Origin of the sequence: Rhizobium sp. NFR07 (assembly GCF_900111905.1) — a bacterium.
Classification (GTDB): Bacteria; Pseudomonadota; Alphaproteobacteria; order Rhizobiales; family Rhizobiaceae; genus Neorhizobium.
Window position 1 is genome coordinate 380,678 of sequence record NZ_FOKM01000006.1, and the last position, 21,215, is coordinate 401,892.

A 21,215-nucleotide genomic window follows, 5' to 3' on the forward strand; every position below is an offset into this window, starting at 1 on the left:
TCTTTTGTTTTCGAGGAAGTTGGGATGGTGCAGCATCACCCTACTCTCACCTCACAGGGAGAAGGAGGGCAAGCTGTCCCCTACTTATGCGACGGCTGGAACAGCCGCTCTCGCGACCCTGTCAAATGTTCAAGCATCAACCGTCGCGCCTGGTCCTCGTCGCGGTTGGTGATGGCCGAGGCAATCGCCTCGTGCTCGGCAAACACGCGAGTGAGGCCCGAAGCCTCTCGTTTGATTGAGGCGCCGTGGAATTTCATGCCCACCGCAATATGGTCCTTCAACGCTTCCATCGCGGTGGAGAAATAATTGTTCTGGGCGGCACGGGCGATGGCGAGGTGAAACTGGAAGTCGGCATCCTCGCGGTGGGACTGGCGGTTCGTCGCGTCGCGCAGCAATTCCAGCGCCTGGCGGATGGCCTTGAGGCTTTCGGCGTCGTGTCTGGTGGCAGCAGCAGCAGCGGCGGCCGGCTCCAATGTCAGCCGGAACTCGTAACAGTTCAGGAGATCGGCGACGTTTTCGAGTTGGCCGAAACCCAGCGGATTTCTAAGCCCGACCGAGCGGACAAAGCTGCCCGCCCCGCGGCGGGAATAAATCAGGCTCTGGTCGCGCAGCCGTTTCAACGCCTCGCGGATGACTGGGCGCGACACCTCGAATTCGGCGGCGAGATCATGTTCCGTCGGCAGGCGCTCATCCGGCTTGTAAGCGCCGGATTTGATGGCACGCAGCATGCGCTCGAAAACAATGTCGGCAAGGCCCTTGCGGGCGGTTCCCGTCTCCAGTCCCATCTTCAAATCGCCCTCCCCAGGGCCATGCCCGCAATCGTCTTCAATGTATCCGGATGACCGAAACCACCTGATTTGGCAATGATGCAGCGCCCTTCGGAAGAGGCAAGACCGAGGCCGGGCAGGCATTCCCCATGAAGGCGAAGACGGGAAACACCGAGCGTCCGCATCACCGCTTCGGCGGTAGCGCCGCCCGAAAGAAGAAGCGTGCCGTCATAACTCTCGAGATTCTCCTTCAGGCCATCCGCCAATGCTTCGGAGACGAGTTGAGGATTGACTTCGCTCTCTCCCGGGATTGCCTGAACCAGTGTCAGTTCCGCTTCGGCATCGGGCATCTCGCCGATCTGCCCATTCGGGGCACTTACGTAGTTCAGGTCATAGTCGGCGCGAAGCGCGTCGATCTGGGCAAGCGTGATCGGATCTCTTGAACCGATGACGAAGACGATGCGCCCTTGCGGGATTTCTGCCGCTTGCGTCTCATTCTTTGCCGTCATGCGGCGAGCCAATGCTTCGGCAAGGCCACGAGCGCCAATCAGAAGATCGGTCCCGTCAGCTTGGGCGGCATCCAGCATGGCATCCATGTCTTCGGACGAACTGGCATCGGGCGTATGCGCGCGGGCGGCATGCGCGCCGAGTTTCTCGGCGACGACGATCGTCCCCTCCACGCCGAAACCGGTCACGCTACCGCCCTGGACGATACGGCTGAATTCAGGGATCGCGGGCGAGACAAGGGCTTTGACAAACGGGGTAGCATCGAGCTCTGCGGCAATATTGCCCTTGAGGCGGGAGTCGATCTTTTTGAAAAGCGGCGTTCCGGCGGGCAGCAATGCGATGACGGCAGCGGTCGCTTCACGCGCTCCGTCAGCCCCGATCTCGCGAGTATTGAGATTGATCGCAAGCACATCTGGGCAGTCGGCGATGATAGCGGCTATGGCATCGCGATCGAGCGCGACGTCCGTGCGAAGACCGCGTCCGGCAAAGGGTGCCGCCGAGTCGAGCGCCCCGGTAAAATCGTCTGCGAGAATGGCCAGCATTGCCCTCCCCTCCTCCATGTTGTAATCTTTATATCATCAAAAAATTCTTATTAGCCAACATTTAATGGATGATGCGATGACAAATAGGCCATTGCCCATGCCTTCTTACTCGAGCGGATGCGGCAACCATTCGCCTGCGTCTATTTGCCGGATATTATTTTGCGGCATTAAACGCCCGATTGGCTACCAAGACACCACGGGCCATCGATTCCCCGACTTATTCCGCAACTAAGGACGCGCAAGGCTCGGCTGGGCTACCAGCCCAGCCGGGCTGATATCTTGCTCGCTGCATCCTTCAGCAGCACGATAAAGCGGTCGACATCGCTTCTCTGCGTGCGGAAAGCTGGCGCCCCGACATTCACCGCCGCAATCACCGAGCCGTCGAAGGCAAGCACCGGCACAGAGACGGATACAAGCTGCTCGCTCACCTCGCCGAAACTGACGCAAAACCCCTGGCGCTTGATCTTTTCAAGTTCCAAAATCAGCTTGGCGCGATCCGTGATCGTCCGGTTGGTCAGCTTTGGCAGGATGTCGGGGATCATCTGCTGCTGAACCTGGGGATGGAGATAGGCGAGAAGAACCTTGTAGGATCCCGCAGTCAGCGGCCGCCGCCGGCCGATCATCGCCTGGACTCGCAGATCACGCATCGGCTCGAACTTTGCGATGCACAGTGATTCCCCATTGTCGATGATACGCAACTGGGTCGTTTCATTCGCCTTCTGGCCAAGTTCCTCCAGGATCGGATTGGCGATGCGCACGAGGTCAACCTGAGTTGAGGCCGCAGTCCCGAGCACGATAGCCGTCGTGCCCAGACGGTAGGTGCCCGTGTCGCTCTTTCGGACAAGGCCACGCCGTTCCATTGTGCGTAACATGCGTAAAATTCTTGGCTTGCTCTCGCCGATGTTCTGCGCAATCTCCGTCAGTCTCACGTCAGGATTTTTGGCGACATTGAGCAGGACATCGATACAGACATCAACAGCCTGTACAATATTGTTTTTTTCGGGTGGTTGATCATTCATTTCAAGAAATTTCCTGTCGGCCAGATGCGCCAAGAGCAAGGGGAGAGATAATTACGACTAGCGTAACATCGACTATTTGCGTTTGACAGCCCCCTTTGGCGGCCTTTACGAATTTCGGTCAGGAGTGGATGGGAACCCGCTCGTTCCGGCCAAAACAAGGCCGGTGTCAGAACGCTAAAACTGGGATTGAAGAAATGGCCGCAAAGACTTTGAAGCGGGCAGCGATCGCGCTGCTCGGAACGATCGCTATTCCTGCAATGGTGGCAGCACAGGAAGCACCGCTGACGATCGGCATGTCGGTAACCCCCACGACGCTTGACCCGCATGAGGATAGCTCTGCCCCGAACAACGCCACCTCGCGCCATATCTGGGACAGCCTTGTCAATCTCACCGGCACTTCCACCAATGCGCCGGAGCTTGCCACCGAATGGAAGGCGGTCGACCAGACCCACTGGGAATTCAAGCTGCGCGAAGGCGTCAAATTCCATGACGGCAGCGAGTTCAATGCCGACGACGTCGTCGCCTCGCTTCTGCGTGCCCGCGACAAGCCGAGCCAGGGTTTCGCCTCCTATACGCGCAACATCGCCAATGTTACGGCCAAGGATCCGCTGACCATCGTCATCGAAACCAAGGTCCCGGACCCGCTCCTGCTGAATTCGGTCAGCCGTATCCGCATCATCAGCGCCGACTGCAAGGACGCGCCGGTCACGGACTTTGATAACGGCAAGTGTGCGATCGGCACCGGCGCCTACTCCTTCGTGTCCTACCAGCCGGGCAGCAATCTGACGGTTAAGCGCAACGACAGCTATTTCGCCGGTCCGTCGCACTGGTCCAACGTTACCTTGCGCTTCCTGCCCGATGACGGCGCGCGTCTGGCGTCGCTTCTCTCCAACGAGATCGACATCATCGAGACCCTGCCGGCCGACGGCATGGCCCGCGTCGAATCCAGCGACAACCTGCAGATCGTCAACGGCCAGTCTTCACGCTTCGTCTACATGGGCATGGATGTCAGCAAAGATGTGTCGCCCTTCGTCAAGGCCGCCGACGGCTCCGATCTCGACAAGAACCCGCTGAAGGACGTGCGCGTCCGCAAGGCGATGCTGATGTCGATCAACCGCCCGGCGATCGTCGAGCGTGTCATGCAGAAGAACGGTACCGTCGCCGACCAGTTCGTTGCCGAAGGATATGCTGGCCATTCGGACAAGGTGGAAGCTGTCAAATACGATCCGGCCGCAGCCAAGGCGCTTCTCGCTGAAGCCGGTTATCCGGATGGCTTCAGCCTCACCCTGCACGGTCCGTCCGGCCGTTACGTCAAGGATGCGGAAGTGCTTCAGGCCGTCGGCCAGATGTTTACCCGCATCGGCATCAAGACGAAGGTCGAGGTGATGCCTTGGTCGATGTATTCGGAAGCCTATTCAAAGGGCACCTACAGCGTCTATCTCGGCTCCTGGGGCGTCAACACCGGCGAGACGACCAATCCGACGGTCGCCCTCGTTGCCAGCCGCGACGAGAAGAAGGGCACCGGCCGTTACAATGGCGGCGGCGTCTCCGATCCGAAGATCGACGAGGTTCTGGCCAAGGCGAGCTCAACGCTTGACGAGGCCGCGCGCAAGCCGCTTCTCGAAGAGCTTTCGACCCAGACATTCGACAATCTCTGGCTTCTTCCGATGCACTACGAAAACGTCGTGCTGGGCGCCAAGAAGACCGTGTCCTACACGCCGCGCGGCGACAAGTACACGCTCGCCTACGACGTGAAGCCGGCCAAGTAAGACCACCAGAATATCGGGGCTGCGCGATTGCAGCCCCACTCTTTATTTTCCCCAGGAGACATTCATGCAGGAACTCGGAACGGGCGAAGCCGTCGCTCGGGCGAAGGCTATCTATGACTATGGCCAGACGGCGATTTTCGCCTCCAAGGTCGACCCCCGCCTTCACATGGTTCTTTACGTTCCGCCGACGGCTGCCGATGGTCGCAAGCTTGACTTGCTCGTGGCGGTCCATGGCACCGGGCGCACCTCCGCTCTCGACTTCCGCGACGGCTTTGCCGAATTCGGTCTCTACAACGACTGTGCCATCCTGTGCCCGATCTTCCCGGTCGGTGTGCTGGGTGATGGCGCACGCTCCGGCTACAAGTTCCTCGAGGAAGGCGACATCCGCTACGATCAGGTCGTCATCGCCATGGTCGAGGAAATGGCCGAGAAATATCAGCAGGACTGGTCCAAGTTCGCGATCTTCGGTTTCTCCGGCGGGGGGCACTTCAGCCACCGTTTCGCAATCCTGCATCCGGAAAAGCTCTGGGCTGCCTCGATCGGCGCGCCAGGTTCTGTCACTCTTCTCGATCCGAACCGCGACTGGTGGGTCGGCGTCCGCGACCTGGAAGCCCGCTTCGGCAAACGGTTCCGGCCCGAGGAACTGGCCAAGATCCCGGTTCAGATGGTTGTCGGCGATGCCGATCTGGAGACTTGGGAAATCACCCATAAACCGGGCGGCAAATACTACATGGAAGGCGCAAACGACGCCGGCAATACCCGCCCCGAGCGCCTCGCCACGCTTGCGCAATCGTTTCGCGATGCTGGCGTCGATGTGACGTTCGATGCGGTCAAGGGCGTCTCTCACGATCGCGTCAAGGTACTCGGTCACGTCAAGGCTTTCCTTGCCAAGGTATTGAAGGACCGTCGCGCGAAATGAGCAATGCAACGATCGTAGCCCCTCAGCCGGAAGCCGTCGAAGCCGGCGCGGAAGTCCTCGAGCGCGGCGGCAACGCCATCGATGCGGCACTCGCCTGCGCCTTTGTCCAGGGTGTAGTCGATCCGCAGATGGCCGGCATCGGCGGCTTCGGCTCGATGCATGTCTACATGCCGAAGAAAGGCGTGCACGAAATCCTCGAATTTTATGCACGGGCCTCGCTCAAGGCGACGCCGGACATGTGGCTCGACAAGATCAAGCACCAGAGCCGCGATGGTTTCGGTTACGTCCTTGAGGGCAACATTTCGGATATCGGCTATCACGCCGTCTGCACGCCGGGATCGCTGAAGGGTTACGAGACAGCGCTGCGCGACTACGGGACCTTCGACTGGGCCGACCTGATCAAGCCCGCCGTCCGGCTGGCCCGCAACGGCTTCATGATCCGCAACCACATGCACTGGTACTGGGCCAAGGACCAGTCGGGCGACGGTTTTGCCAATACGCTCGACAAGCTGCGCTTTTCGAAGACCGGCCAAAGGGTCTACTTCCATGAGGACGGCTCGCTGCGGAATGTCGGCGAACTGCTCGTCAACAAGGACATGGCAGATACGCTCGATCGGATCGCGCAAAGCGGCGGGTCCGACATATTCTACCACGGCGAACTGGCTGAGCAGATCGCCGCCGACTTCAAGGCAAATGGCGGCCTGATCGATCGGGAAGATCTGGCGAAATACGAACTGTCGCGAGTGGCGCCTGTTTGGGGCGAATATCGCGGCAACCGCATCGCCACCTCTCCGCCTCCGGGCTCAGGCTTCCCGATGCTGGAATTCCTCCAGATCATGGAGCGGTTCGACGTCGGAGCCATGCAGCATTCCAGCGCCGAGCATGTCCGCATTCTCTTTGAGGCGATGAAGCGGATGACGATCGACAAGGACGAATATATGGGCGACCCAGCCTATGTCGACGTCCCCTACGAAAAGCTTCTGTCGAAGGAATATGCGAAGGCGCAGGCTGATGCGATCAAGGCTGGAGAGATCGCCAATGTCGACCGGCTCGACAGGTCCCAGCGCGACACCACGCATATCTCGGTGATCGACAAGGACGGCAATGCCGTGGCGATGACCCATACGCTTGGCAGCCCCTCGGGGGCAATCACCGACGGCCTCGGCTTCATGTACAATGGCACGATGAGCCGGTTCAATCCGGTGCCCGGCAAGCCGGGCTCGATCGCGCCGGGCAAGCGCCGTCCGAGTTCTGCAGCTCCGACGATTGTCTTCAAGGATGGCAAGCCGAACATCGTCATCGGCGCGCCGGGCGGCAGCTACATCGCGCCCGCTGTCGCCCAGTGCCTGATGAACATGATCGACTTCGACATGTCGGTGCTCGAAGCCGTCGCAGCGCCGAGGATCGTCGGCGTATCGAACACGGTCGACATCTCGAACCGCATCCGCCACTCTGTCGAAGACGAGTTGAAAGCGCAGGGCTACAAAGTGGCGCGGTCGCCGCAGACTTACGCCTTTGCCGCGGTTCATGCGATCAAGATCGAGGACGGCATCTCCAAGGGTGCCGCTGATCCGCAACGGGACGGAATGGCAATCTCCGTCGCCTAGCGCATCGAGCATAAACCGGATCTGGCTTCCGGAAAGTGCGGCGCGCAGGTTCTAAAATGCTACAGCGTCTAATATGCGCCGAATGTGGTGCAAGACGCTGTAGGCCCCAGGGAAAGGTTCAATGGTCACTTCCATCATCAGACGACTGATACAGGCTCTATTCGTCATCGTGGCGATGACGATCATTGTCTTTATCGGCGTAAGCGTGATCGGCAATCCGGTCGATATCCTCATCAACCCGGATGCCAACCAGGCGGAACGTGCACGGGTCATCGCCCATTACGGGCTCGATCAGCCGCTGTGGAAACAATATCTGCTGTTCCTGCAGGGGTTGCTTCAGGGGGATTTTGGCAACAGCTTCGTCTACGGACGCCCCGCTCTCGGGCTGATTATGGAACGCCTGCCGGCGACGCTGGAACTGGCCATTACCGCGCTCGGCATCGCCATCGTTTTCGGATTGCCGCTCGGCCTTTATGCCGGCCTCTATCCCAACCGAGTATCGTCGAAACTGATTATGTCCGGCTCGATCCTCGGCTTCTCCCTGCCGACATTCTGGGTCGGCCTGATGCTGATCATGGTTTTTTCCGTCGAACTCGGGTGGCTACCGACCAACGGCCGAGGCCCGACCGCCGAACTGCTTGGCGCGCAATGGTCGTTCCTGACAGGCGAAGGCCTCAGGCATCTCCTGCTGCCTGCCTTCAATCTCGCGCTGTTCAAAACCTCCCTGATCATGCGGCTTACCCGTGCCGGCGTGCAGGAAGTCCTGCCCCAGGACTATGTGAAATTTGCCCGCGCCAAGGGCCTTCGGGAGCGCCGGGTCATCGCTGTGCACGTGCTGAAGAACCTGATGATCCCGGTGGTTACCATCATCGGGCTGGAATTCGGCTCGCTGATCGCTTTTTCGGTCGTGACCGAAAGCATCTTCGCATGGCCGGGCATGGGCAAGCTCATCATAGACTCGATCAACCTTCTCGATCGCCCCGTCATCGTCGCCTACCTGATGATGATGGTCCTGCTCTTCGTCGTGCTGAATTTCATCATCGACATCTGTTACACCATTCTGGATCCACGGATCCGGCTTGACGCAAAGGCTTGACCCATGGCTGAACCAAACGCGCAAGACGGTGGCGTTCCCGATGCCGGCCCCGGTCGCCTCGCCAAGGGCATCTCGGATTTTTTCCGGTCGCCCGCTGCCGCCATCGGCTTCGTTACCTTGATCGTCATCTGTTGCCTGGCGCTCTTCGCGCCCTGGATCTCTCCGCAGAACCCCTACGACCTGATGCAGCTCGACATCATGGATGGGCGCCTGCCGCCGGGTTCGGAATCGATGACCGGCCTCGTCTACCACCTCGGCACCGACAGCCAGGGCCGCGACATCCTTTCGGGTATCCTCTACGGCCTGCGGACATCCCTTATCGTCGGCGTGCTTTCGGCATTCGCCGCCGCGATCATCGGCACCACGGCCGGCCTGTTCGCCGCCTATATGGGCAAACGCACCGAAACGGTGATCATGCGGCTCGTCGACCTGCAGCTCTCCTTCCCCACCATCCTGATGGCGCTGATGATGCTGGCCATCCTCGGCAAGGGCGTCACCAACGTCGTCATTGCCCTGATCATCGCCGAATGGGCGACCTATGCCCGCACCGTGCGCGGCACCGCGCTTGTCGAGCGAGAGAAGGAATATATCGAGGCTGCGCGCATGCTGCGCCTGCCCGGCTGGCGCATCCTGTTCAAACATCTGTTGCCTAACTGTCTTGCGCCCGTCATCGTCATCGCCACCATGCAGGTGGCAAGGGCGATCGGGCTCGAGGCCACCCTCTCCTTCCTCGGCCTGGGCGCCTCCGTCACGGAGCCTTCCCTCGGCATGCTGATCTCGACCGGCTACCAGTATCTCCTGACCGGCCTCTACTGGATCAGCTTCTTCCCCGGCATCGCGCTTCTTGTCACCATCGTGGCGATCAACCTCGTCGGCGACCGGCTTCGCGATGTCCTCAATCCGAGGAACATGTCATGACCGCCCTGCTCAAGGTAGAAAATCTTGTCACCGAATTCGGTGGCAGCTCGGCGAAACCGGGACTGCGAGCCGTCAATGACGTGTCGTTCTCGGTCGAACGCGGCAAGGTCCTCGGTCTCGTCGGAGAATCCGGATCCGGCAAGTCGGTGACCGGCTTCTCGATCATGCGGCTTCTCGAAAAACCGGGCCGCATCGCGGGCGGGCGGGTGATCTTCGACGGTGCCGACATTGCAAACTGTTCCGAGGAGGAGATGCGACGATTACGCGGCAAGCGCATCGCCATGGTCTTCCAGGATCCGACGATGACGCTCAACCCGGTGCTCACCATCGGCACCCAGATGGTGGAAGCCGTCCGGGCGCATGAGAACGTCACCAAGGACGTGGCCCGCCAGCGCTCGCGGGATGCACTGGCACGCGTCGGCATTCCGAGCCCGGAAGAACGGCTATCCGCCTATCCGCACCAGTTTTCTGGCGGCATGCGTCAGCGCGTCGCAATCGCCATTGCGCTTCTGCACAAGCCCGACCTCATCATCGCCGACGAGCCGACCACCGCGCTCGATGTGACGATCCAGAGCCAGATCATCTCGGAATTCCAGAAGCTCACCGAAGAATCCAACACGGCGGTAATCTGGATCACCCACGATCTGGCAATCGTTTCGCGGCTCGCCGACGATATTGCGGTCATGTATGCCGGCCGCCTGGTGGAAACCGGTCCGGTGACCAAGGTGCTGACCGACCCGCATCATCCCTACACCGCCGGCCTTATTGCCTCCGTCCCGTCACAGAACCGGCGCGGTGAACCCTTGCGGCAGATCAGGGGCATGACACCGGCCATCAACCGCCTGCCCCAGGGCTGCAGCTTCCGCACTCGCTGCGACCGCGTGACAGACGGCTGCCTCGTCATGCCTCCGCTTCTCCTTGAGGAAGACCGCTCCTTCCGCTGCATCCATCCCGTATTGAAAGAGACTGCATGATGACGGCGACCAACGCGCCCAAGATCGAAGGCTCTCCGGCCCAGGCTCCTTTGGTCGATACCCCTCTTATCGAAGCACGCAACGTATCGCAGCGCTTTGGAACGAAACCCGATCTCGCCGCCAAGATCGCGCTCAAGCTGAAGCTCGCGAAACCTGCGCCGATCGTCCACGCTCTCGATGACGTCAGCCTGACGATCCGCAGCGGCGAAGTCGTCGGCCTTGTCGGCGAGAGCGGCTGTGGCAAGTCGACGCTCGGCCGCGTCATCGCCGGGATCAACGCTCCAAGCGATGGCCACGTCCTCTGGAAGGGTGTCGATCGAAACGCGATGTCGGGTCGGCAGCGGAATGAGCTCGGCCTCGCCACCCAGATGATTTTCCAGAACCCGATGGCCGCGCTCAATCCGCGCATGACCGTCGAGGAACTGCTCTGGGAAGCGCCCAAGACCCACGGATTGGCCCGCTCGTCCGAACGCAATGCCTATGTGGACAAATACCTGATGCTCGCCGGGTTCGACCCGGTGATGAAGAAACGCTATCCGCATCAATTTTCCGGCGGCCAGCGTCAGCGCGTCAACATCGCCCGGGCGCTTGCAGTACAGCCCAAATTCCTCGTCTGCGACGAAAGCGTCGCGGCGCTTGACGTCTCTATCCAGGCGCAGGTCATCAACCTGTTCATGGAGCTCCGCGACAAGCTCGACCTGACCTACCTGTTCGTCAGCCACGACCTCGGTGTCGTCGAACATATCTCCGACCGCGTCGCGATCATGTATCTCGGCCGTATCGTCGAAGAAGCGCCGGTCGAGGAAATTTTCAAACGGCCCAATCATCCCTACACACAGGCTCTTTTGTCGGAAGTGCCCCGCATCGAGCCCGGAAAACGGCGCTTCAAGCCTGTCGAAGGAGAGCTGCCAAGTCCGCTCAATCCGCCGAAAGGCTGTCACTTCCACCCCCGGTGCCCGTTTGCGATGGACCGCTGCCGCGTGGAGGTGCCGATCAAGACGCAGGTCGCACCGGGTCACAGTTCCGCATGTCACCTGAATGACCAGCAGTAATGAACGGGAAGCCGGAATGTCTGACCGGCTTCCCGTTCATGAAACCAATACGAACCGTGTACAAGCAAGTCAGAGCTGAAGGTCGCCGATACTGCACAGGTAGCGATCAACCCTTCGAGCTAAGTACTGCCGTCTGATATTTGACGCCTATCGCGTCAACTAAGATCTATTCCCTGCGGAAAGGACTGCTGCCTTCGCTGCCGATGCGGGAACCGGCGAGGCCCGTTGCCCGGCATCCGCAGAGAAAGACCCGTGCACCCAGCGAGTCCAGGCGGACGCATTGCACGAGCGACATCCATGGAGGCCGCCAGATCCCGCAAACCGACCTCGGCCACCAGCCCCTCGTCACCGACCATCACCACCTCGGCGCCGCCAGCGCCTGATTTTTGCCCTTGCCGCTGACTTTCATACGAAAACCCTCGGCAGGTAGAGACTGGCTCGACTGCGGCATCTCCTCGACGTCGTACACGAAGTCGAGGAGATGGAGCCAAAGGTGACGATTATGGCACGTTCCCTTACGCGACCTGAACGAAGTGGCCTTCGCCGGCCTGTTCGTAGGTGCGTTTCGGCGGCACATAATCGGCGGCGCGGAACGGGCTCTTGATCTCGTCACTGGAGATGCGGCGCGTCTGCCGACGCGATGGGTCGGCGATCGGTACCGCCGCCATCAGGCGCTTGGTATAGTCGTGCTGCGGATTTTCGAATACGGCCTGACGCGGGCCGATCTCGACGATTTCGCCCAGATACATGACCGCGACGCGATGGCTGATACGCTCGACGACAGCCATGTCATGGCTGATGAAGAGGTACCCAAGACCATATTTTTCCTGCAGATCGAGCATGAGGTTGATGACCTGCGCCTTTACCGACACGTCGAGGGCCGAGACGGATTCGTCGGCGATCAGCAGTTTCGGTTCCAGAGCGAGCGCACGGGCGATGCAGACGCGCTGGCGCTGGCCACCGGAGAATTCGTGCGGGAAACGATCCGCCATCGAAGCGGCAAGGCCGACGCGCTCCAGCAATTCACCGACACGCTGACGTGCATCCGATGCCTTGACCAGACCATGGGTGATCATCGGCTCGGCTATTGCCTGACCGACGCGGATACGCGGGTTGAGGCTTTCGAACGGATCCTGGAAAATCATCTGCGCTTCGCGGCGGATATCCGTCAGTTCCGATTTGCCGGCCTTCAGTACATTCTTTCCATCGATCTGCACTTCGCCGGAGACCGGATCGGTGAGACGAATGATCGAGCGGCCGGTGGTGGATTTGCCGCAACCGGATTCGCCGACCAGCGACAGGGTTTCACCCTGACGAAGCTCCAGCGAAACGCCTTCGACGGCATGGATACGGCCGATCGTCTTGCGCAGAAAACCCTGCTTGACCGGGAAGCGGGTGATGAGGTTGTCGACCTTGAGGATCGGCGGCGCGTCACGCTTGACGGTATCTTCGGTAGGCCTGACCGGCTGGATTTCGCCCGTTGCCATATCGACATGCGGGAAACGTAGCGGACGGTCTTTTCCCGTCATCGAGCCGAGCTGTGGTACGGCCGACAGAAGTGCTCGCGTATAGGGATGCTTGGCGCCGGCGAAAAGGTCATGGGTCGTGCCGGTTTCGACCTGTTCGCCGCGATACATGACGACCGTGCGGTCGGAGATTTCTGCGACGACGCCCATGTCGTGGGTAATGAAGAGGACCGACATGCCCTCCTCTTCCTGCAGCGTCTTGATGAGTTCGAGGATCTGCGCCTGAATGGTGACGTCGAGAGCCGTCGTCGGTTCATCCGCGATCAGCAGTTTGGGATCGCAGGCGAGTGCAATCGCGATCACCACACGCTGGCGCATGCCGCCCGAGAAGTTCATCGGGTATTCGTTGAGGCGCGACTTGGCCGACGGAATACGCACCTTTTCCAGAAGCCGAACGGCTTCGGCTTGGGCCTGGCTTTCGGACATGCCGCGATGCTGGCGCAGGACCTCGGTGATCTGCTCGCCGATTTTCAAAACCGGGTTGAGCGAGGTCATCGGCTCCTGAAAAATCATGCCGATGCGGTTGCCGCGGATCTTCTGCATGTCGTCGAGCGGAATGGACAGAAGGTCCCTGCCCTCGAACTCGATCTTGCCGGTCACCTGCGAATTGCCGGGCGACAGGAGCCGCATGATCGACATGGCGGTGACGCTCTTGCCGGAGCCGCTCTCGCCGACGACGGCGACGGTTTCCTTCGGCGCGATGTCGAAGCTGACATCGTTGACGAAATTGCGCCACTCGCCGCCGACCCGGAAGGCCGTGCTGAGGTTGGAAATCGAAAGAATTGGATTTGTCATGGCTTAGCCCTCCCGGCGCGGATTGAGGATGTCGCGCAAGCTGTCGCCGATCAGGTTGATCGCGACGATGAGCAACAGAAGGGCGATGCCCGGGAAGAAGCTGATCCAGTAATCGCCGGACAGCAGGTATTCGAAGCCGTTCGAGATCAAGAGGCCGAGCGACGGTTCCGTGACCGGCAGGCCGATGCCGAGGAAGGAGAGCGTCGCTTCCAGCATGATCGCATAGGCGACGCGCATGGTGGCGACGACGATCAGCGGCGGTAAGCAGTTCGGCAGGATATGTCGAAACAGGATGCTGCGGTCGGGCAGAGCCATCGAGCGGGCGGCATCGACATATGCGCGCTTGCGCTCGACCAGCGCGGAACCGCGGATCGTGCGGGCATAATAGGCCCATTGGGTGACGACCAGCGCCAGAATGATCTTGTCGACGCCCTGGCCGAGGATGGCAAGGAAGATCAGCGCGATGAGGATAGCCGGGAAGCTGAGCTGGATATCGACGATACGCATCAGCACCGAGTCGAGGCGACCGCCGACATAGGCGCTTGTGAGACCGATGGAAGCACCGATGACGAGCGCGATCGCGGCACTGGACAGTCCGACGAGAATGCTGGTGCGCAGGCCGTAGAGGATCGCGCTGAACAGGTCGCGGCCCTGGGTGTCGGTGCCGAGCATGTAGACCGTGCCGTTGAAGCTTTCGGAACCCGGCGGTAGGCGGCCGTCGAGAATGTCGAGCTGGGCAAGATCATACGGGTTCTGCGGCGCGATCAGTGGCGCGAAGATGGCGGCCAGCACGAAGATCGTCACCAGCACGATACCGATCAGCGCAAGCTTGTCGTGCAGCAGGGCGAAGAGGACTTCCCGAGCAGGCGAACGCGAGGTGGATTTTGCACCACTGTTTGCGGCGGCGTGGACCGAGACGGTCGAGGTCGACTTGTTCTCGCTCATTACGAATTCCCCTCCAGACGGACGCGGGGATCGACGATCGAATAGAGGATGTCGACCAGAAGATTGATGACGCTGAACATGATGACCGTGATCATCAGGTACGCGAGGATGACGGGGCGATCGAGAACGGCGATGGCGTCGATGATCAGCTTGCCCATGCCCGGCCAGGCGAAGATGGTTTCGGTGACGACGGCAAAGGCGATCAGCGAACCGAGTTCGAGGCCGATGACGGTGATCAGGGGGATCATCGTGTTCTTCAGCACATGGACAGTAACGATGCGGCGTTCCGTCAGGCCCTTGGCGCGGGCGAAGCGAACGAAATCGAGCTGCATCGTCTCCATCACGCCGGCACGGGTCAGGCGGATGACGAGCGAGATCTTGAACAGCGCCAGGTTGAAGGCCGGCAGGAAGAGATGCGAGAGGCCGTCGAGCGTGAACATCGAGAGCGGCACGCCGAGCACATTGACCGTGTCGCCGCGGCCCGAGGAGGGCAGCCAGCCGAAATAGACGCTGAACAGCATGATCATGACGAGACCGATCCAGAAGGTCGGCAGGCTGAAGCCGAGGATCGAGAAGGTCATGATCGACTTGGAGATGAGGCCTTTCGGCTTCAAGCCGGCATAGACGCCGAGCGGGATGCCAATGACCAACGCCATAAACAATGCCACGAAGGCAAGTTCCAGCGTCGCCGGCATGCGGTTCAGGATCAGCGTCAGCGCCGGTTGGTTGAAGACGAAGGAATTGCCCAAATCACCGGACAAGGCGCGGGTGAGGAACAGCCAGTATTGCTCCCATACCGGCTTGTCGAGGCCGAAGGACTGGATGACCTGGATGCGCTCCGCCGGTGTCGCGGTCGGGCTCAGCAGCACGTCGACCGGATTGCCGACGAGGTAGAGGCCGACAAAGACCAGTACCGACATGACGAGAAGGGTGAGCACGGTCTGGATGGACCGGCTTAAGAGATATCCGCTCATGCGTGTGAGCCTCCCATAGTTTTCCTGCCGGCCGCGTGATCGCCGTGGCGGGCGATGCGCTCGATCAGCAGGTCGATGAAACCGGTCTCGTCGACATCCGTGACGACGGTGGCGTTGGCCGCCCGGTCCAGCTTCTTGTAGAAATCGGCATAGGTATAGCCCATCGTCAGGCCGGAGACCTGCACGCCGACAAAAGCCTCGCGGCTGGTGAACAGTTCGGGGCGGATGAGCCAGGCGATCGTCGTCGCGTCATGGATCGGTCCGCCCGGCCGGCCGAAGCGTTTCTCGTCGCTGCGGTCGAAAGTGGAGAAGAGATTGTAGAGCGCGGCCCCCGCTTCGCCGCCGGCCTGGAAACGCTCGAAGTGCTCGGCGGTGAACAACGCCTGGAACGTCATGTCAAGCGGCATCAGCACGATCGGGACGCCGGACTGGAAGACGATCTCCGCCGCATGGGGGTCGGCATAGATATTGAACTCGGCCCAGGGCGTGCGGTGCCCGAGTGCCGTGAAGGCGCCGCCCATCGAGACGATCTGGCGGATGCCGGGTGCAACATCGGGATGCTGGATCAGCGCCAGAGCGACATTGGTCAATGGGCCGATGGCGCAGATGGTGATCTGTTCGCCGATTGAGGCCGCCGCGCGTGCCGAGCGGATGATGAACTGAACCGCATTCTCCTTCGCCGGCACGATATCGCCTGCGGGCACCAGTTCATCGTTGAACGAGCCGATCCTGGCGTATTTCCCGAACACCTGCTCGCGCACCAGCGGGCCGCTGGCGCCGGCATGGACCGGCACGTCACCGCGACCACTGAGAGCAACGAGCTTGCAGGCATTGGTGACCGTGTCGGCGAGCGAGACATTGCCGGCGACGATCGACAGGCCGAGTACGTCGAGTTCCGGCGAGGCAAGCGCCATCAGGATGGCGGCGGCATCATCCACGCCCGGATCAGCATCGATGATGACCTTGTGGCGTGTCATGCGGCGGCCTTTTCGGCATAGCGCGACAGCCGCTCGAGGAAGAAGGCGATGACGCCCTCGACATCGACCTTGGTGACGATGTCGGCATTCGGCTCCAGCCCGCTCTTGCCGTACCAGTCGGCAATCGTCTGACCCATGCAGAGCTCGCTTTCGTATTCGACGAAGACGCGCGCCTTCTCGGTTTCAAACAGGTGCGGCGCGAGGATATAGGCCATGACCAGCGGATCGTGCAGCGGACCGCCGCGCGAGCCGTAGCGTCGCACGTCGTTGCGGTCCCAGAAGGCCATCAATTCGGCAAGCGTTTCGGAAATTCGGCCACTGACGCGGGAAAATTCGGCGACATGTTCCGGCTTCAGCATGACCTGGTGGGTCGCGTCGAGTGCAAGTGCCACGATCGGGATGCCGCTGGAGAAGACCACATGCGCGGCATGCGGATCGGCCAGAACGTTGAATTCGGAGGTCATCGTGCGGTTGCCCGATTCACGATAGGCGCCGCCCATCATGACGATGCGCTCAATACCGTCGGCGATCTGCGGCTTCATGCGCAGCGCCACGGCGACGTTGGTCAGCGGGCCGAGACAGGCGATGGTGATGCGCTCGCCCTTGGCGGCAGCGGCGCTCAGCGCCTCGATCAGGAAATCGACGGCCGACATGCTTTCGACCGTCTTGACCGGTTCCGGCAGCACGGTATTGCCGAGCCCTGTCTTGCCGTGGAACTGGCCGTGGATCGGTTCGCGCAGCATTGGCCGGAAGCAGCCGGCATAGACCGGGATTTCGGCACGACCGCCGAGTTCACAGACCTGCAGCGCGTTGCGAACCGTCCGGTCCAGTGGCTGGTTGCCGCAGACCGGCGTGATGCCGAGGATATCGAGTTCCGGCGACACGAATGCGGTCAACAGCGCAATCGTGTCGTCAATACCGGGGTCGCAGTCGACGATGATCGAAATCGGCTTCATTCTCAAATGCCTTCAATGTCTAATTCTGGGTCTGGGTCTGGGTCTGGGTCAGGAAAAACTCAGTGCGCCGATGCTGCGCAGCACCTCGGCGATTTCCGCTCGCGCCGTCTCGCCGAGCGGCATTTGCGGATGCATCGGCGCACCGACGGCAAAGCCCTGCAGTTCGAGCGCCGTCTTGATGCAGGCGGCGATCGAATATTTCGCGAAGATCTCGTTGAGCTTCCAGAGTGGCCTCTGCAGCTCCATCGCGCGTGTCCAGTCACCCGCCTTGGCAGCTTCATAGAGCTCGATGCTCTGTTTCGGGGCGACGCAGGCGGGACCGGCCATCCAGCCGACGCCGCCAATCATCATCACGCAGGTCGGAATATGTGCGGAGGCGGCGAAGACCTCCATTCGGCCGCGGGTCCGCTCGATGATGGAAAGAAGACGGCCCGTATTGTTCGAGGCGTCCTTGATGTAGCGGATGTTGTCAATGCGGCTCAGCCGCTCGATCACCGGGAGAGAGAGATCGGAGCGCTGGAACTGCGGATTGGTGTAGAGCACCACCGGTCGCCCCTTGGCCGCCTTGGCGATTGCGGTGAAATAGGCTTCCACCCCCTCGTCGCCGATCGGGAAGTAGGCTTCGAGAATCGCCAGAATCCCATCGGCGCCTGACGACACCATGTATTCCGTCTGGGCGACGGCATCGGCGGTCGACGTCGATGCCACGCCGGCAACAACGGGAACCCGGCCGCTATTGGCCGAAATTACCGTGTCGACGACGCGGCGCCTCTGCTCTTGGGAGAGATAGGCAAATTCACCGGTGCTGCCGAGCGGCGCCAGTCCGTGGACACCTTCGTCTATAAGGTGATCCACCAGATCCGTCAGAAGATTCTGCATCACCTTGCCGGATGCGTCGATCGGCGACACGAGATAGGGAAATACACCGCTGAAGGACATAACGGACGGCTCCTCGTTCGAGATCAGTTCGGCTTCACGTAATAGGGAAGCGTGTAACCATCCGAACGGCCGGCATAGTTGATGTCGCTTTTCACCGCCCAGGTATTGGCGAGGTAGAAGACCGGGATGACACCGAGGTCGCTCATGGCGATTTCGGTCGCCTTCCGGAGCAATTTCTCGCGCTTGGCGTCGTCAAGCGTCGAGCGGGCTTCGTTCAGCGCCTTGTCGAATTCCGGGTTGGAATAGCGGCCGCGATTGCCCTGCCCGGCCTTCTCGCCATAAGTCTCGAGGATCGGGCCGAGAACGCCGGACGCTTCGCCGGTTTCAACGGCTGCACCGCCCATGATGAACGAGAATTCGAGGTTCGAGGCACGGGTAAAGTAGACGCTGCCCGGAAGCGTTGCCACTTCCGTCTTGATACCGACGCGGCTGAAGAACTGGCCGATCGCCTGCGCGACCTTGCTGTCGTTCGGATAGCGGTCGTTGGAGGCATGGAAGGTCAGCGAGAAGCCATCCGGACAACCGGCCTTGGCCAGCAGTTCCTTCGCCTTGTTCGGATCATAGGCATCGACCTTGATCGACGGATCGTAACCGAAATAGCCTTCCGGCACGACCTGGCCGGCCGGCACGCCCTGGCCGTCCATGATGCGGTCGACCAGCGCTTCGCGATTGATCGACATGGACAATGCGCGGCGCACGTCCGGCTTCAGGAGCGGGTTCTTGCCGTCCGGTCCCTTGGCGAAGGGCGATTCCTCGCGGCCCTGGTCCATGTGCAGATACATGATGCGGTTGCCGGCAATGTTGACGACCTTCATCTGGTCGGACGCTTCGAGGCGGCGGGTATCGGCGGTCGGGATGTTCTCGATCATGTCGACATCGCCGGACAGCATGGCGGCAACGCGGGCGCTCGGGTTCTTGAAGACGCGGAACGTCACTTTGTCCCATTGGGCCTTTTCGCCCCAATAGGCGTCGTTCTTCTCGACGACGACATTGTCATCCGGCGACCAGGAGACGAACTTGAACGGGCCGGTGCCGATGACGCCCTTGCCGGTGTTCATCTCGCCTGTCGTCGTCTTTTCCATCTCGGCCGGCAGGATGGCGATGCGGCTGAGGTTGTTCAAGAGCAGCGGCGTCGGGCCGGAAGTCTTGATTCGCACGGTCAGCGGATCGACGACAGTGATTTCGGTAATCGCCTTCACGTAGGCAGCAAACGAGCTCGGACTATTGGTCGAAGCAAGTGGAATGCGCTTTATGCTGGCCACCACGTCGTGAGCGGTGAAATCGCTGCCGTCGTGGAACTTCACGCCTTCGCGCAGCTTGAATTCCCAGGTCGTGTCATCGACGATCTGCCAGGACACGGCGAGTGCCGGCTGGATCTGCTGCTTTTCATCCTGATTGACGAGGCCGTCGAAAATATTGCGCGCCATCGCGCTGTTCGGGCCGACGACATAGAATTGCGGATCCATGGACGTCGTCGAGGCGGACAGACCAACGGTCAGGTCGCGAGCCTGGCTTGCGAGCGGCATGGCAAAAACGGACGCTGCCAACGCGGCTGCGAAAGCGGAAAACTTCATCTTTGGGACTCCTCCGGGTTGTCCAGGCCCGCACTCTCCCTGCGGGGTGGCAAATGAGTTAACGCTTTCCTTTGCGGAAGAAAAATTGCATTTCGTACTTAAGTCATGCCGAAATGTTATGGGAGAGCGTGGTGCGATTGAAGCCGAGACAGGTCGAAGCGTTCAGGAGCGTTATGATGACTGGAGGCATCACCGCGGCTGCCGAGGCACTGAACGTGACGCAACCGGCCGTCAGTCGCCTCATTCGCGACCTTGAAGACATCGTACAGATGACGCTGTTCGAGCGGGTGGGGGCGAGGCTGGCACCGACCGCCGAAGCAACGCAACTCTATCGGGAGGTCGAGCGACTGTATCTCGGGCTCGACCAGATTGCCCAGGCAGCAGACGACATCCGCCAGCACAAGAACACGGTATTGCGCATCGGCAGCGTAACGTCGCTGGTTCGCCCCTATCTGCACAAGGCAATCGTCGAAACGATTGGCGACCGGCTGGATATTCCGCTCGTAATCGATGTCGAGAACAGCCGCTACATCTGGGACATGGTCGAGCAGAACCGCTACGATCTCGGCCTTGTCTTTAGTTCACCGCGCATGGCTGAAAAGAATGCGATACGCCTCCATAGCGCAAGTGCAGTCGCAGCCATGGCACCGGGCCATCACTTAGCAGGGCGCAGTGTGATAACGCCAGCCGACCTCATCAACGAACGAATCCTCATTCCAGGGCGAAACTCACCGCTCAGGCTTTCGCTGGACAGAGCTTTTTCCCGAGAGGAACATCAGCCGATCAGCACGATGGAAACATCGATGTTGAACTGCTGCTACTTCGCTGCAGCTGGGATGGGCATTGGGATAGTTGACCATGTCAGCCTGCGCTCTGCTGGAGCTCAGGTTATCGCCATACCCTTCGAACCGAAGATCGAAGTGTCCTATTACGCCATACGTCCTATCGGCGCACAGAGAATAGCCGTCCTCGACGAGCTGATCGAGCGGATGCATGATATGATGAGCGCTCCCAGGCTCGTCTAGCAAGATTTACGGCCTTGGGGCGGAACTCTCGACTAAAGCGTGTCGCATTTATTCCGCCTCATAACCTGCTGCTTTGAAGAAATTTCGGCATTCAGCGACTGAGAAGAGGCTGATGATATCACCAAGCGCTTGGGTTATCGCATCGAAGCTGCGTGCGGCTCGTTTTCGCAGCAACGCCTTGAGCTTTGAGAACGCCATCTCGATGGGGTTCAAATCTGGCGAATAGGGTGGCAGGAATAGAATCCACGCTCCCTTCTGCTTGACGAGTTGTTCGGCTCTTTCGCTTTTATGGAAGCCGACATTGTCGAGGATGACGACGTCACCAGGCGACAGT

The 21,215-nt window shown here is 60.5% G+C and carries 19 protein-coding genes; 8 read left to right on the plus strand and 11 right to left on the minus strand.

The genetic code is table 11. The features are described 5' to 3' along the window. Nucleotides 1-80: 80 nt before the first annotated feature. The 3 genes from BM216_RS15515 to BM216_RS15525 all read right to left on the minus strand — a co-directional run bounded on the left by BM216_RS15515 (nt 81) and on the right by BM216_RS15525 (nt 2,835). Nucleotides 81-785 (minus strand): FadR/GntR family transcriptional regulator, encoded by a 705-nt coding sequence (locus BM216_RS15515; RefSeq protein ID WP_093000072.1) that lies wholly within the window; start codon nt 783-785, stop codon nt 81-83. A gap of 2 nt (nt 786-787) precedes the next feature. Then, nucleotides 788-1,816: a four-carbon acid sugar kinase family protein gene (locus BM216_RS15520; protein WP_093000073.1), complete on the minus strand. Its 1,029-nt coding sequence runs from the start codon at nt 1,814-1,816 to the stop codon at nt 788-790. A gap of 254 nt (nt 1,817-2,070) precedes the next feature. After that, entirely contained in the window at nt 2,071-2,835 is a 765-nt protein-coding gene (locus tag BM216_RS15525; RefSeq protein WP_093000074.1) for an IclR family transcriptional regulator, read from the minus strand. A 194-nt stretch (nt 2,836-3,029) separates the two neighbouring features. Here BM216_RS15525 and BM216_RS15530 point away from each other — a divergent pair, with 194 nt between their 5' ends. The 7 genes from BM216_RS15530 (at nt 3,030) to BM216_RS15560 (ending at nt 11,170) form a co-directional block, all read left to right on the plus strand. Beyond that, nucleotides 3,030-4,604, plus strand: coding sequence for an ABC transporter substrate-binding protein (locus BM216_RS15530; protein ID WP_093000075.1), 1,575 nt, complete (start codon nt 3,030-3,032; stop codon nt 4,602-4,604). A gap of 64 nt (nt 4,605-4,668) precedes the next feature. Beyond that, nucleotides 4,669-5,523 (plus strand): alpha/beta hydrolase, encoded by an 855-nt coding sequence (locus BM216_RS15535; RefSeq protein ID WP_093000076.1) that lies wholly within the window; start codon nt 4,669-4,671, stop codon nt 5,521-5,523. Then, nucleotides 5,520-7,130 (plus strand): gamma-glutamyltransferase, encoded by a 1,611-nt coding sequence (ggt, locus tag BM216_RS15540; protein ID WP_093000077.1) that lies wholly within the window; start codon nt 5,520-5,522, stop codon nt 7,128-7,130. Before BM216_RS15535 ends, ggt begins: the two co-directional genes overlap by 4 nt. Before the next feature lie 121 nt (nt 7,131-7,251). Then, entirely contained in the window at nt 7,252-8,226 is a 975-nt protein-coding gene (locus BM216_RS15545) for an ABC transporter permease (protein ID WP_093000078.1), read from the plus strand. Between the two features lie 3 nt (nt 8,227-8,229). After that, a complete protein-coding gene (locus BM216_RS15550) occupies nt 8,230-9,144 on the plus strand; it encodes an ABC transporter permease (RefSeq protein WP_093000079.1) in 915 nt (304 codons plus the stop codon). After that, entirely contained in the window at nt 9,141-10,118 is a 978-nt protein-coding gene (locus BM216_RS15555; protein ID WP_093000080.1) for an ABC transporter ATP-binding protein, read from the plus strand. The genes BM216_RS15550 and BM216_RS15555 overlap by 4 nt, the downstream gene beginning before the upstream one ends. After that, entirely contained in the window at nt 10,118-11,170 is a 1,053-nt protein-coding gene (locus tag BM216_RS15560) for an ABC transporter ATP-binding protein (protein ID WP_093000133.1), read from the plus strand. The genes BM216_RS15555 and BM216_RS15560 overlap by 1 nt, the downstream gene beginning before the upstream one ends. A gap of 515 nt (nt 11,171-11,685) precedes the next feature. Here BM216_RS15560 and BM216_RS15565 read toward each other — a convergent pair. From BM216_RS15565 to BM216_RS15595, 7 genes are read right to left on the minus strand one after another with little or no spacing between them, the layout of a single operon-like run. Then, nucleotides 11,686-13,491 (minus strand): ABC transporter ATP-binding protein, encoded by a 1,806-nt coding sequence (locus BM216_RS15565; protein ID WP_093000081.1) that lies wholly within the window; start codon nt 13,489-13,491, stop codon nt 11,686-11,688. Between the two features lie 3 nt (nt 13,492-13,494). Continuing rightward, nucleotides 13,495-14,436, minus strand: coding sequence for an ABC transporter permease (locus BM216_RS15570; RefSeq protein WP_093000082.1), 942 nt, complete (start codon nt 14,434-14,436; stop codon nt 13,495-13,497). Further along, on the minus strand, nt 14,436-15,410 hold the full coding sequence (locus BM216_RS15575) for an ABC transporter permease (protein ID WP_093000083.1): 975 nt from the start codon (nt 15,408-15,410) through the stop codon (nt 14,436-14,438). Before BM216_RS15575 ends, BM216_RS15570 begins: the two co-directional genes overlap by 1 nt. Beyond that, entirely contained in the window at nt 15,407-16,387 is a 981-nt protein-coding gene (locus BM216_RS15580; protein ID WP_093000084.1) for a nucleoside hydrolase, read from the minus strand. The genes BM216_RS15575 and BM216_RS15580 overlap by 4 nt, the downstream gene beginning before the upstream one ends. Further along, a complete protein-coding gene (locus BM216_RS15585) occupies nt 16,384-17,343 on the minus strand; it encodes a nucleoside hydrolase (RefSeq protein WP_093000085.1) in 960 nt (319 codons plus the stop codon). Before BM216_RS15585 ends, BM216_RS15580 begins: the two co-directional genes overlap by 4 nt. 48 nt (nt 17,344-17,391) lie before the next feature. Further along, the gene (locus tag BM216_RS15590) at nt 17,392-18,282 is read right to left on the minus strand and encodes a dihydrodipicolinate synthase family protein (RefSeq protein ID WP_093000086.1); all 891 of its coding nucleotides are present in this window, start codon (nt 18,280-18,282) and stop codon (nt 17,392-17,394) included. A gap of 23 nt (nt 18,283-18,305) precedes the next feature. After that, nucleotides 18,306-19,856, minus strand: a complete 1,551-nt coding sequence (locus BM216_RS15595; RefSeq protein WP_093000087.1) for an ABC transporter substrate-binding protein — start codon at nt 19,854-19,856, stop codon at nt 18,306-18,308. Between the two features lie 131 nt (nt 19,857-19,987). Here BM216_RS15595 and BM216_RS15600 point away from each other — a divergent pair, with 131 nt between their 5' ends. Then, a complete protein-coding gene (locus BM216_RS15600; RefSeq protein ID WP_093000134.1) occupies nt 19,988-20,881 on the plus strand; it encodes a LysR substrate-binding domain-containing protein in 894 nt (297 codons plus the stop codon). Nucleotides 20,882-20,929: 48 nt separating this feature from the next. On the opposite strand, the gene BM216_RS15605 is transcribed toward BM216_RS15600, so the two are convergent. Further along, nucleotides 20,930-21,215 (minus strand): transposase (locus BM216_RS15605; RefSeq protein WP_143102776.1); only part of this gene is annotated, 286 nt, incomplete at its 5' end.